Genomic DNA, 12,614 nt, shown 5'->3' with positions numbered 1-12,614 from the left:
GGGAGCTGGCTTGCCGGCGATAGGGCCAGCACAGGAAAAAGGATTGGCACAGTCCCTGCTTTACCTCCAATACAACAAGCCCCACTGATCAACGGCGATCAACCCGGGGGCACACCGTGATGAATACAGGCAAAGGCGCCTGGAGCTTCGGCTCCAGGCGCTTTTTTTTTGATCGAGGATCGGCTTATGAAGGCAACAGCGAGCAGCGGGCAACGAGAGCGACTGGTCATCGTCGGCAACGGCATGGTCGGCCACCATTGCGTCGAACAACTGGTCAGCCGCGGTGCCCTGCAGCGCTTCGAGGTGCAGGTGTTCGGCGAAGAGCGCCAACGCGCCTACGACCGCGTGCACCTGTCCGAATACTTCGGCGGCAGCTGTGCCGAGACCCTGGCCCTGTGCGAGCACGATTTCTACAACGCCAACGGCGTGCACCTGCACCTCGGTGAGGCCGTGCTGGAAATCGACCGTGAGCGCTGCGAAGTAGTCACGGCCGAGGGGCGCTACGGCTACGACCAGCTGGTCCTGGCCACGGGCTCCTACCCCTTCGTGCCGCCGATCGAAGGTTCCAGCGGCAATGCCCGCCTGGTCTACCGTACCCTCGACGACCTCGATGCCATTCGCGCTGCCGCAGCCGGTGCCCGCCGTGGCGTGGTGGTCGGTGGTGGCCTGCTCGGCCTGGAGGCAGCCAACGCCCTCAAGTCGCTGGGCCTGGAAGCCCACGTGGTGGAGTTCGCCCCACGGCTGATGCCGGTTCAGCTGGACAGCGAGGGCGGTGCCGCGCTCAAGGCACAGATTGAAGCGCTCGGTGTGGGCGTGCACCTGTCGCGCGCCACCCAGTCGATCAGCGCCGGTGAAGCCTACCGCTACCGCATGAACTTCGACGGTGGCGAGCATCTGGAAACCGACCTGATCGTGTTCTCCGCCGGTATCCGCCCGCAGGATGCCTTGGGCCGTGGCTGCGGCCTGGACATCGCCGCCCGCGGTGGCGTGGTGATCGACAACCATTGCCGCAGCAGCGACCCGCGCATCTTTGCCATCGGCGAGTGCGCCTCGTGGAACGGTAGCGTGTTCGGCCTGGTCGCCCCAGGCTACAGCATGGCGCGCAACCTGGCGGCTTTGCTGATGGGGGAAGCGGCGGTAGCGTTTACCGGCGCCGACATGTCGACCAAGCTCAAGCTGCTGGGCGTGGATGTCGGCTCGATTGGTGATGCCCATGGCGCCACCCCCGGTTCACGCAGCTACCGCTTCATCGACGAAGCCAACAGCGCCTACCGCCGGCTGGTGGTGGACGCCAGCGGCAAGCACGTGCTGGGCGCAGTGCTGGTCGGCGACAACAGCTACTACGACACCCTGCTGCAATACGCCCAGAACGGCATCGCCCTGCCAGCCGACCCGGCAGCGCTGATCCTGCCGCAAGGCAATGGTGCACCGGCCTTGGGCGCCGATGCGCTGCCCGACAGCGCGACCATCTGCTCGTGTCACAACGTCAGCAAGGGCGCGGTGTGCGACGCCATCGACAGCGGTTGCAGCGACCTTGCTGCGGTCAAGGGCTGCACCAAGGCCGGCAGCGGCTGCGGCGGTTGTGCGGCCTTGCTCAAGCAGGTGTTCGAGCACGAACTGACCGCACGTGGCGTAGCGGTGGACAAGAGCCTGTGCGAGCACTTCGCCTACACCCGCCAGGAGCTCTACGGGCTAGTGCGGGTGGAGGGCATCCGCACCTACAGCGAGCTGCTCGCACGCCACGGCAAGGGCCACGTTGGCTGTGACATCTGCAAGCCGGCGGTGGGCAACATCCTCGCCTCCTGCTGGAACCAGCCGATCATGGACCCGGCGCTGGTGCCGCTGCAGGACACCAACGACACCTTCATGGCCAACATGCAGAAGAACGGCACCTACTCGGTGGTGCCGCGTATTCCGGGTGGTGAAATCACCCCCGACAAGCTCATCGTCATCGGCCAGGTGGCCAAGAAGTACGACCTGTACACCAAGATCACTGGCGGCCAGCGCATCGACCTGTTCGGGGCCCAGTTGCACGAGCTGCCGCTGATCTGGGGCGAGCTGATCGAGGCCGGCTTCGAAACCGGCCACGCCTACGGGAAGTCGACCCGCACGGTGAAATCGTGCGTGGGCAGCACCTGGTGCCGTTACGGCGTGCAGGACAGCGTCGCCATGGCCCTGCGCCTGGAAGACCGCTACAAGGGCCTGCGCAGCCCGCACAAGCTCAAGTTCGCGGTGTCTGGCTGCACCCGCGAGTGTGCCGAGGCGCAGAGCAAGGACATCGGCGTGATCGCCACCGACAAGGGCTGGAACCTCTACGTGTGCGGTAACGGCGGTATGCGCCCACGGCATGCCGATCTGTTCGCCACCGACCTGGACGACGAAACCCTGGTACGCCTGATCGACCGCGTACTGATGTTCTACATCCGTACGGCCGACAAGTTGCAGCGCACCTCGGTGTGGCGCGAGAACCTGGAAGGCGGCCTGGACTACCTGAAGCAGGTCGTGATCGACGATAGCCTGGGGCTCGCCAGCGAGTTGGAAAGCCAGATGCAGCATGTGGTCGACCAGTATGAATGCGAATGGGCCAACGCCCTCAACGACCCCGAGAAGCTCAAGCGCTTCCGTACCTTTGTCAACGATCGCCGCGCTGACCCGGACGTGCACTTCGTGCGTGAACGCGAACAACGCCGGCCAGCGGCGCCGCTGCACCTGATCCCTACTGTCGAGGAGGCTGTCTGATGAACCTGTCCAATGCTGCTGTGAAAACCTGTGAGAACTGGCAGGCGGTGTGCCAGGCGCAAGATCTGGTGGCCGATTCCGGGGTCGTGGTATGGCTCGACGGGGCTCAGGTGGCGCTGTTCTACCTGCCGGGGCAGGCGCAGCCGCTGTATGCGGTGGACAACCGCGACCCGCGTTCCGGCGCCAACATCATCGGTCGCGGGCTGGTGGGCAGTGTGCAAGGTGAGTTGGTGGTGGCAGCGCCGCTCTACAAACAGCACTTCAGCCTGCTGAGTGGGGAGTGCCTGGAGGATGCCGGGCAGAGGTTGCGAGTGTGGCCGGTGCGGTTGAAGGGGGAGGCAGTAGAGCTGGCTGTGGCCTGATAACCATTTGCTGCCTACCCAAGCCTCTTCGCTGTGGGAGCGGCTTCAGCCGCGATCAACGCCGGCTCATCCACCAGCTTGCCGCGTGCGATGTTGATCAGGTATCCCTCTGCACCTAACGCACGCAGCAATGCTTCAAGCCTGCCCGCTTCAGTCGTGACGCACTACAGAAGCGGTTTTCAGAGAGAGGGCGAGCAGGCAGGGAAGTCGGTAGCCCTGCTGTACGTCTTCTCCGCTCACCACCATGCGCTGATTCACGGTATCGACTACTACCGAATTCTCGGCGGTATAGAAACCATCCTCCTGCGAAAACGCGCCAAACTGACCGTAGCCGTGCGGGGAGACGAAGCGGGTATCGAGTTGGCCGTCTGATTGGTAGCGCACTGCCATGTTGAAGGTAAAGAAGCCACCGTACCCCATTAGCCCCCCCTCGGTTTCTTCAATATGGGCCCACCCGCCGTCGACGAGGAAACGCACTACCTGCCCTTGGTTGAACTCGCGGGCAGGTTCGCCAGCATAGTCCAGCCGGTAGATGGTCGGTTGGCTGCGATCGTCGTCGACCGAGTAGTGTTGGCCGTACAATGTGATGCGTTGGCTGCTGTCTTCTACCGTGAAGCCGCTATTGATGATCCCCTCGTCTGACCAGTGGTGGCCCACCTCGCCGAATTTGTCATCGAGACGCCCCGTCAGCGACAAGCCACTCGTTACTGAATACCAGCCCGAATCGCTTTCCACGTAAGTGCAGATCACGATGCGCTGCATCCCCGCAGTTGGGGAGATGACGGCAATGCCTTCAAGGCTGTGCTGTGAACCTTCGGGAATCAGATCGCTCAACGCCAGCAGCCCATTTTCACCGAATAGGGGGTCCCTTCTACCATTGCTGTCCAGGGCGACAACCACCGCGTTGGAATCCCCTGCTTCGTATCGAGCCGCGGTCGCCACCAGCCCTTCCTGGTGGCAGGCCACTTTGTCCAGCATAAGATCTGCACCGAACAAGGCACGTGTGTCGATATAACCCTTTCCTTGACCAAAGCCCGGATCGGGTTCGCCTTTCGCAATCAGCTTCCACAAATGAGAAGTGGTTTCCCCAAAAAGCTCCACAGTCACCAGCAGATTGCCCGTCACGTCCTCTACTACTCCAGTGGCGTTCAGGTAGCGGTCCGTGGTCTCTGTGGTGAACTTGAACATGCCGCTACCATTGAACGTGGTGTCAAGCTTTCCACTTGCGTCCAGGCAGGCGATGAAAACACTGTTTAGCCCATCGGGATCGGTTTGATACCCAGTCACATAGAACCGGGCCGGACGCACTTTGCTCCTCAGTACGCTGGTCGTACCCCCCAGGTTGCCGCGGCCGCTTTGGGTGAAGTGGGCATGGCCTTTGTCACCATAACTGAGATCGATGGGGGCTACGGGTTGCTGCTGAAGAGCCTGGAGAGAGGGCGGCACTGCTTGGGTAGAAGGGAAGTGCTTCTTGGGTCGGATCATGGCGTTGGGCTCCATTCACAATTAAACCGCTGAACGCCTATTGAGCGATGCTTGGCCTGGATCGGCTACTGGCAGAAGTGACAGGTGCGTCACCGGCCTGGGTATGCAAGGGCAGGGGTGAGTACGGTGCGGCAGACCTGGATACGCCGCAGGTAGCGATGCGGTAAGCTTGCTGCCATGAACCTCGACACCCGCATCAAATACCGCCACCTGCTGTGCTTCCTGGAGATTGCCCGGCAGGGCAGCCTGGCCAGGGCTGCCGACGTGCTCGCGATCAGCCAGCCGGCAATTTCCAAGACCCTCAAGGAACTCGAAGGCCTGCTGGAAGCGCGCCTGTTCGCGCGCAGCCGCCAGGGCGTCGAGCTGACCCCGGCCGGAGCGCGTTTCATGCGGTATGCCGGGCCCAGCGTGCAGGCCCTGCGCGATGGCGTCAGTAGCTTGCGTGGCGAAGCGCGGGCGCCGTCGCAGGTGCGCGTTGGCGTGCTGTCGACGGTCGAGGGCCTGCTCATGCCCGAGGTGCTGTGCCGCCTGCACCAGCGCCATGAAGCGCTGGTCATCAGTGTGGCCACGGGGGTCAGCGCGCAGCTGCTCGGCCAACTGCGTCTGGGTGAGCTGGAACTGGTGGTCGGGCGCATGACCGACAGCCCGCAGATCCAGGGCCTTTCGTTCGAGCACCTGTACAGCGAGTCGATGAGCCTGGTGGTACGCCCGGGCCACCCGCTGCTGGCCGCCACGCCGGTCGAGCGCGCCAAGGTCGGGCGTTACCCGTTGGTGTTGCCGCCGGCGGGCACCACCATCCGCCAGCATGCCGACAGCCTGTTTGTGCAATGCGGCATCCAGATGCCGGCGCAGCGCCTGGAAACCCTGTCGTTGGCCCTGAGCCGGCGCTACCTGCTGGGCAGCGATGCGTTGTGGGTAGCGCCGCGCGACGCGGTGCTGCTCGACCTGCGCCGTGGTGAGCTGGTCGAGCTCGACCTGGGCGTGCGCGAGCCGGGCGGCTCGGTGGGGATCTGCCGCAATGCCGCCTTGCCGCAGAGCCTGCCTGGGCAGTGGGTGTGCGAGGTGTTGCGCGAGGTGGCAGGGGAGTACCGGGACGGCAACTACCCCTGAGTGCAGGCCTTTCAGAGTCCAGCGAAATAAATCCCCTGTAGAACCGGGCAAAAATGGCACAACCGGTCAATACTGGCCAGTGGCTGCAAGCCCAGCATGAATTACCGTTTAACTACTGAACTTCCTTACCAAAACCCGCTCCTATGCCGGTAGCCATTGGTCATGGCCGCCTGCTAAGCTCGCGGCTTTACCCTGATTGCCCTTATGGCGCATGAACAAGGAAATAGCATGAAACAGCATCGTTTGGCGGCTGCGGTTGCCCTGGTAGGCCTGGTACTGGCTGGCTGTGATCAACAGGCCAGCAGCCCCGAGCTGAAGACTCCGGCGCAGAAAGCCTCCTACGGTATCGGCTTGAACATGGGCAAGAGCCTGGCTCAGGAAGGCATGGAAGACCTTGATTCGAAATCGGTCGCCCTCGGTATCGAAGACGCCGTTGGCAAGAAAGAACAACGCATCAAGGACGAAGAGCTGGTAGAGGCGTTCACCGCCCTGCAGAAACGCGCCGAGGAGCGCCTGGCCAAGGCCAGCGAAGAAGCCGCCTCCGCCGGCAAGAAGTTCCTCGAAGAAAACGCCAAGAAGCCAGGCGTGGTCACCACTGCCTCGGGCCTGCAGTACGAAGTGGTCAAGAAGGCTGATGGCCCGCAGCCAAAGCCGACCGACGTGGTCACTGTCCACTACGAAGGCAAGCTGATCGATGGCAAGGTGTTCGACAGCTCTGTCGAGCGTGGCAGCCCGATCGACCTGCCGGTCAGCGGTGTGATCCCGGGTTGGGTCGAAGGCCTGCAGCTGATGCACGTTGGCGAGAAGTACAAGCTGTTCATCCCGGCTGAACTGGCCTACGGCGCACAAAGCCCAAGCCCGCTGATCCCGGCGAACTCGGTACTGGTGTTCGACCTGGAACTGATCGCCATCAAGGATCCGGCCCAGCTGCAGGGCGGCGAGCCGGAAGCCGAGGCTCCAGCTGAAGCACCTGCTGAAGCACCTGCCAAGTAACACTGGTTGGTTCTTGCAAAACGCCCCGTCCTGACGGGGCGTTTTCGTTTGTGGCGATTGGACGAACCAGCAACAACTGATACTGTCCGAGGAAATGCAGCTAGTAGATGTAGGATGTTTCTGGCGCAAATCGTTTGCGACTAGGTACCCACGGCTTGAAACGGTTGTGTAAAAAACGCCCGATCTGACCGTGGGCCTTGCCTGGCAGGCACCTGGGCTCAGAAACGCGACCCTGTTCACAAGGTTATCCACAATAAATGTGGATAACCTGTTCCGCCTGGAGGCTCCATGAGCGCACCCTGGAATTTTGCCCGTTTCCTGCCCTTGGCCGAGCGCCTGCTCAGCCGTGGTCGGCTACCGGCCCTGCTGTTTGCAGTGGCCCGCAAAGGCCCACGCATCGGCCGGTTGCGTGAGGACGTGAAACTGCTGCAGTCGCTGTGCCTGGCGTGGTGGCGTGGCGAATACCGCGCCATCAGCCCCAAGGCCCTGGTCACCATCGTGGCCGGCCTGCTGTATTTCGTCAGCCCCATCGATGCCATACCCGACTGGTTGCTGGGCGTGGGTTTTCTCGATGACATCGCGGTGCTGGGCTGGGTGCTGAAGACCGTGGCCGACGAACTGGCGCGCTTCAAGGCTTGGCGCGACAGCCAGGCACCCGAGCGGCTGCGCGTGGTCGAGCGCCTGCCGGCTACCCCACAAGCGCTGGGGCTGGAGCGCAACACGCATTGAAAACAGCCTGAACTGCACTCAACCGGACAGACCCCGGAGTTGGTAATATAATTGGCATAAGGGTTATGCCTACGGATTACATGCTGTAATCCTTTTTTAAGGGGTTTGTAATGGGTATTCAGGTCATTAGCCGGGACGGTCAACCCGAGTACGCCGTCGTTCCCTGGGAGCAGTACCAGGCACTGCTCAAGGCGGCGGGGCAGGCGCCTGCCGAGGCGGTCGTCAGCGAAGAGCCTGGCTCAGCTGCCGTGGCGCCATTGCCGGCGTTCAGCGAAGTGGCGCAGATTCGCCAGGCCAAAGGGATTGCCCCTGAGCAACTGGCGCGCAATGTCGGGGTGAGCCCGGCGTATCTGGCCATGATCGAGTCGGGCGAACGCCAGCCGGATGCTGCCATCCGCCGCGCCTTGGCCTGGCATCTGGGGGTGGCTGGCTGGAGCGAGCCATCATGAGCCAGGTCAGGATCAGCCGTCAGCACTGGGATAACCTGCTGGGCGAGCTTGACCTGGCCCGTCGTCAACGTCACTTGCTGACCTACCGAGCGCTGATCGAGCGTTTGCAACTGCCTAGCCCTGCCATGCAGACGCTGACCGCTGCGCTGGAGTACCTGGCGGTACTGGATGCCCGTGCCGAGCAGCCGTTGCGCAGCTCCTTGGTGATCAGCCAGGGTGCCAGCCGTTTGCCGCGTACCGGCTTCTTTGAATGTGTCGAACGGCTGGGGCGCTTTGCCGGGCCGGTCGATGGCATGGAGGCGGCGTCGTGGCATGCTTCCGAGGTGGTTCGGGTGTTCGAGTACAGCTACCCGGAAACAGCCTGATTGTCAGCATCAGCGCGCTCCCTCCTACAGATACAGCGCGAGGCTCAAGGCCTGTGGTGAACCTGTGGGAGCTGGCTTGCCTGCGATAGGGCCAGGGCAGGCAAACCATGCCGGTGGATCAATCCACAACCGTTGCCATCAGCATCCACCAGCTCCAATGCCTCCAGGTGCTGATGCCGCTCGAACAGCTCCAGCAACTGCCCAAGCGTCGCATTGAGCCGCACCGTCGGCTGTCCAGCCAGAGGCGCGCTCATCGGCGTCGGTAAAGGCCAGCTTTCCCGCACCCCCAACTCCTGCGGCCGCCCCAGCAGGTAGCCCTGCACCAGGTCCACACCCATCTCCGTCAGCACCGCCAGCTCCTCCGCCAGCTCGATGCCTTCGGCAATCACCTGTGCCTTCGATGCCCTGGCAATCTGCAAGATCGAGCCAACGAACTCGCGCTTGAGCGGGTCGCGGTGGATGCCGTCGATGAAGTGGCGGTCGATCTTCACGTATTCGGGGCGCAGCTCCGACCACAGGCGCAAGCTCGAGTAACCCGCGCCCAGATCGTCGAGGGCAATCGAAAAGCCCATGTCGCGGTAGTGGTGCAGGGCATTGGACAGCAGCTGGAAATCGTCGGTCGGGGTGTGCTCGGTCAGCTCGATCACCACCCGGCTGGGCGGCAGGCCGACCTGCTCCAGCAGCTTCAGGGTAAGGCCGGACGGGTAGTGTGGCTCCAGCAACGATTCGGGCGAGATGTTGAGAAACAGCTTGCCCTGCAGCTGTTGCTCGCTGAAGCGCCGGCAGGCGCTTTCCCGGCAGGCGGCTTCCAGCTCGGTCAGGCGGCCGGCCTGGCGGGCGATACTGAACAGGTTCAGCGGTGCATGCAGCGGGCTGTTGGACGGCCCGCGGCTCAGCGCTTCATGGGCGAAAACCCGTTGTTCGCTCAGGCACATGATCGGCTGGAACAGACTGTGAATGCTGCGTTGAGCCAGGATGGCACTCAAGGCACTGAGCTGTTCGGCGACGGTCATGACGTATTCCTGAAAATGAAAGGGCCGGGCATCTGCATGCCCGGCCCCCGTATTTCACGACAGCGCGATGACTGTTTGATGACAGATCACATTATTCTGCCATCACCGCCGCTGCGCCTTACTTCTTGGCCACCTTGGTGCTGGCGCTGAGGTAGTCGATCAGGATACGACCGGTTTCTGACAGGTAGGCGTCGTCCTCCGGCTTGGTGTTTTCATCTTCGACCGGCAACGCGTCTTCGTCCTCTTTCTTCAGCTCTTTGAGCGGCTCTTCACCCTTGGCCTTGCGGCGGATGTTTTCCAGCGCCAGCTGCTTGGCTTCGATTTCGTCGTGGCGTGCACGGCGATCCTGCTCGTTGAGGCTGACGGTTTTTTCGGTCATCAGCTTCTGCGTCAGGGCCAGGCGGTCGCGAATGTAGGTGAACTCGGCATCCTTGTCGCTGCGCGCTTCATGTTGCGCCTTGAGCATGGCCAGGTAAGGCTTGAACGGGTCGGCCGCCGGCTTGACGACCGGGCGAATGGTGTCCCATGGCATGGCCTCGGGCAGGGCGCTCTCGCCAATTTCCTTGGTGTCGATGATCGACGGGTAGTCGATGTCCGGCAGCACGCCCTGATGTTGGGTGCTCTGCCCGGAAACCCTGTAGAACTTGGCCAGGGTCAGCTTCAGCTCGCCATGGTTGAGCGGCTGGATGGTCTGCACGGTGCCTTTGCCGAAGGTCTGGCCACCGATGATCAGCGCGCGGTGGTAGTCCTGCATGGCGCCGGCGAAGATCTCCGACGCCGAGGCCGACAGGCGGTTGACCAGCAGCGCCAGTGGGCCCTTGTAGAAGGCCCCCGGGTTTTCGTCTTCCAGCACGTCGACGCGGCCGTCGCTGTTGCGCACCAGTACGGTCGGGCCTTTCTCGATGAACAGGCTGGTCAGTTCGGTGGCTTCCTGCAGCGAGCCGCCGCCGTTGTTGCGCAGGTCGATGACCACGCCGTCGACTTTCTCCTTCTGCAGTTCGGTGAGCAGTTTCTTCACGTCACGCGTGGTGCTCTTGTACTCCGGGTCACCGGCGCGGTAGGCCTTGAAGTCGAGGTAGAAGGCCGGGATCTCGATGATGCCCAGCTTGTAGTCACGCCCGTCCTGCTTGAGCTTGAGCACCGACTTTTTCGCCGCCTGCTCTTCAAGTTTCACCGCTTCACGGGTGATCGACACGACCTTGCTGGTCTGGTCGCTCGGCGCATTGCTGGCCGGGATGACTTCCAGGCGTACCACCGAGCCTTTCGGGCCACGGATCAGCTTGACCACTTCGTCCAGGCGCCAGCCGACCACGTCGACCATTTCCTTGTTGCCCTGGGCCACGCCGATGATCTTGTCGGCCGGGGCTACCTGCTTGGTCTTGGCTGCCGGGCCTGCCGGCACCAGGCGCACGATCTTGACCTGGTCGTTGTCGCTTTGCAGCACAGCGCCGATGCCTTCGAGCGACAGGCTCATGTTGATGTCGAAGTTCTCGGCGTTGTCCGGTGACAGGTAGTTGGTGTGCGGGTCGTAGGACTGGGCGAAGGTATTGATGTAGGCCTGGAAGATATCCTCGGCACGGGTCTGGTCCAGGCGCGCCAGCTGGTTCTTGTAGCGCTTGGTCAGGGTTTCCTGGATCTGCTTGGGTTCCTTGCCGGCGATCTTCTGGCGCAGCACCTCGTCCTTGACGCGTTTGCGCCACAGGTCGTCGAGCTCGGCCTGGTCCTTCATCCACGGGGCGTCCTTGCGGTCGATCAGCAAGGTTTCCTTGGCGGTGAAGTCGATCTTGTCCACGCCTTTGTTCAGCTCGGCCAGGGCGAAGTCCAGGCGCTGCTTGACGCGGTCCAGATAGCGTTTGTAGATGGTGAAGCCCGGGTCCAGGTTACCGCTCTTGAGGAAATCGTCGAATTGCGTTTTCCACTTGTCGAATTCGGCAATGTCGGCAGCGGTGAAGTAGCTGCGCGCAGGGTCCAGCAGCTTGATGTAGCTGTCGTAGATGATGACCGAACGGGCATCGTCCAGGGGCGGCTTGCTGTAGTGGTGGCGCTTGAGCAATTCCACCACGTTGAGGCTGGCGACGATCTCGTCGCGGTCCGGCTGCAGGCCGTCCCACTTGTTGGCGGCCGCTGCATTGCCGCCGAGCGCGAGGCTGCCCAGGCCGATCATTACAGCGAGGGCGGTGCTTGGGAGGAAATGCTTCATGCTGATTCGACGTGGAGGCAATTGATCACGCATAGTAGGCCGTCTTTTCCGTTGCCGGTTCCATGGAACCGGGCAAATACTGCAAAAAGCCTGGGGTGTGCGTTCCCCAGGCCCAGTCATGATTCAACTATGGAGGCACTGTGAAGGCATTGCAAGGCGTTGACGGACATGTGGAGTGGGTCGAGGCCGAACGCCCGGCCTGTGACGCGGGCCAAGTGCGCATTCGCGTGGCTGCTGCGGGCCTGAACCGCGCCGATCTGCTGCAGATGAAAGGTTTGTACCCGCCACCGCCAGGCGCCAGCCCGTACATGGGCCTGGAATGCGCCGGTGTGGTCGAGGAAGTGGGCGCCGGCGCCGACTGGCGCGTGGGCGACCGTGTGTGCGCACTGCTGGCCAGCGGTGCCATGGCCGAGGAAGTGGTGGTCGATGCCCGTCATGTACTGCCGGTGCCCGAAGGGCTCAGCCTGCATGAAGCGGCAGCGTTGCCGGAGGTGTATGCCACCGCCTGGCTGAACATCTTCCAGCTGGGGGGTGTGAAGGCCGGTGAGAAGGTGCTGGTGCATGCTGGCGCCAGTGGCGTTGGTTCGGCTGCCATCCAGCTGTGCAAGGCATTCGGCAGCCCGGTGTGGGTCAGCGTCGGCTCGCCGGATCGCCTGGCCTATTGCGAAGCGCTGGGCGCTGCGGGGGGTGTGGTACGAAACGAGAACCTGGATGCACTGGAAGGTTTCGGGCCGTTCGACGTCATTCTCGACCCGGTGGGCGCCAGCTACGGTGAGCTCAACCTCAAGCTGCTGGCCCGTGACGGCCGTTGGGTGATCATCGGCCTGATGGGTGGGCGCAAGTTTGAGCTGGACCTGGCCCAGGTGCTGGGCAAGCGCCTGGAGATTACCGGCTCTACGCTGCGCAACCGTGACGACGGCTTCAAGGCCGAGCTGCTGCGCGAGCTGCAACAGCACGTGTGGCCGCTGTTCGCCGAAGGGCGTTTGTCGCCGCAGCTGGTCGATACTTATCCTGTGGAGTTCGCCCAGGCGGCGTATGCCGAGCTTGAGACCAACCAGGTCTCGGGCAAGCTGGTAATGGTGATCGACCCAAGCCTTTCATAAGCAGGCCCGGCCCTATCGCCGGCAAGCCAGCTCCCACAGGTTCACCACAGGATCGAAGGCCTGTTA

11 protein-coding genes and 1 pseudogene are annotated in these 12,614 nt (G+C 62.8%); 8 read left to right on the top strand and 4 right to left on the bottom strand.

The features are described 5' to 3' along the window. The first annotated feature begins 186 nt into the window (after positions 1-186). The gene (gene nirB / locus PP4_RS20480) at positions 187-2,739 is read left to right on the top strand and encodes a nitrite reductase large subunit NirB (protein WP_016501071.1); all 2,553 of its coding nucleotides are present in this window, start codon (positions 187-189) and stop codon (positions 2,737-2,739) included. Continuing rightward, positions 2,739-3,101 carry a nitrite reductase small subunit NirD gene (nirD, locus tag PP4_RS20475; RefSeq protein WP_016501070.1) on the top strand — a complete coding sequence of 121 codons (363 nt, stop codon included), beginning with the start codon at positions 2,739-2,741 and terminating at the stop codon, positions 3,099-3,101. The genes nirB and nirD overlap by 1 nt, the downstream gene beginning before the upstream one ends. Before the next feature lie 47 nt (positions 3,102-3,148). On the opposite strand, the pseudogene PP4_RS29035 reads toward nirD, so the two are convergent. Both PP4_RS29035 and PP4_RS20470 read right to left on the bottom strand, forming a co-directional pair. Beyond that, positions 3,149-3,232: pseudogene (locus tag PP4_RS29035) on the bottom strand (NAD(P)-dependent oxidoreductase); the annotation flags it as partial. Positions 3,233-3,251: 19 nt separating this feature from the next. Then, the gene (locus tag PP4_RS20470; RefSeq protein WP_016501069.1) at positions 3,252-4,586 is read right to left on the bottom strand and encodes a hypothetical protein; all 1,335 of its coding nucleotides are present in this window, start codon (positions 4,584-4,586) and stop codon (positions 3,252-3,254) included. Between the two features lie 177 nt (positions 4,587-4,763). Between PP4_RS20470 and pcaQ the strand changes: the two genes are divergently transcribed. The 5 genes from pcaQ (at position 4,764) to PP4_RS20445 (ending at position 8,232) form a co-directional block, all read left to right on the top strand. Then, on the top strand, positions 4,764-5,696 hold the full coding sequence (pcaQ, locus tag PP4_RS20465; protein ID WP_016501068.1) for a pca operon transcription factor PcaQ: 933 nt from the start codon (positions 4,764-4,766) through the stop codon (positions 5,694-5,696). A gap of 228 nt (positions 5,697-5,924) precedes the next feature. Further along, entirely contained in the window at positions 5,925-6,689 is a 765-nt protein-coding gene (locus tag PP4_RS20460; RefSeq protein ID WP_016501067.1) for an FKBP-type peptidyl-prolyl cis-trans isomerase, read from the top strand. 288 nt (positions 6,690-6,977) lie between these two features. Continuing rightward, complete coding sequence (locus tag PP4_RS20455) at positions 6,978-7,418, top strand: YkvA family protein (protein ID WP_016501066.1); 441 nt, start codon at positions 6,978-6,980, stop codon at positions 7,416-7,418. A 110-nt stretch (positions 7,419-7,528) separates the two neighbouring features. Continuing rightward, a complete protein-coding gene (locus PP4_RS20450) occupies positions 7,529-7,867 on the top strand; it encodes a helix-turn-helix domain-containing protein (protein WP_016501065.1) in 339 nt (112 codons plus the stop codon). Then, positions 7,864-8,232, top strand: coding sequence for a hypothetical protein (locus PP4_RS20445; protein WP_016501064.1), 369 nt, complete (start codon positions 7,864-7,866; stop codon positions 8,230-8,232). Before PP4_RS20450 ends, PP4_RS20445 begins: the two co-directional genes overlap by 4 nt. Positions 8,233-8,276: 44 nt before the next feature. Here PP4_RS20445 and PP4_RS20440 read toward each other — a convergent pair whose 3' ends face one another. Together PP4_RS20440 and PP4_RS20435 are read right to left on the bottom strand one after the other, a co-directional pair. Beyond that, positions 8,277-9,245 carry an EAL domain-containing protein gene (locus PP4_RS20440; protein WP_016501063.1) on the bottom strand — a complete coding sequence of 323 codons (969 nt, stop codon included), beginning with the start codon at positions 9,243-9,245 and terminating at the stop codon, positions 8,277-8,279. 118 nt (positions 9,246-9,363) lie between these two features. Continuing rightward, positions 9,364-11,445, bottom strand: coding sequence for a carboxy terminal-processing peptidase (locus PP4_RS20435; protein ID WP_165605159.1), 2,082 nt, complete (start codon positions 11,443-11,445; stop codon positions 9,364-9,366). Between the two features lie 140 nt (positions 11,446-11,585). Between PP4_RS20435 and PP4_RS20430 the strand changes: the two genes are divergently transcribed. Then, complete coding sequence (locus PP4_RS20430; protein ID WP_016501061.1) at positions 11,586-12,548, top strand: NAD(P)H-quinone oxidoreductase; 963 nt, start codon at positions 11,586-11,588, stop codon at positions 12,546-12,548. The last annotated feature ends 66 nt before the right edge of the window (positions 12,549-12,614 follow it).

The organism is Pseudomonas putida NBRC 14164, from assembly GCF_000412675.1.
GTDB lineage: Bacteria > Pseudomonadota > Gammaproteobacteria > Pseudomonadales > Pseudomonadaceae > Aquipseudomonas > Aquipseudomonas putida.
This window is presented reverse-complemented; position numbering and strand designations above follow the sequence as displayed.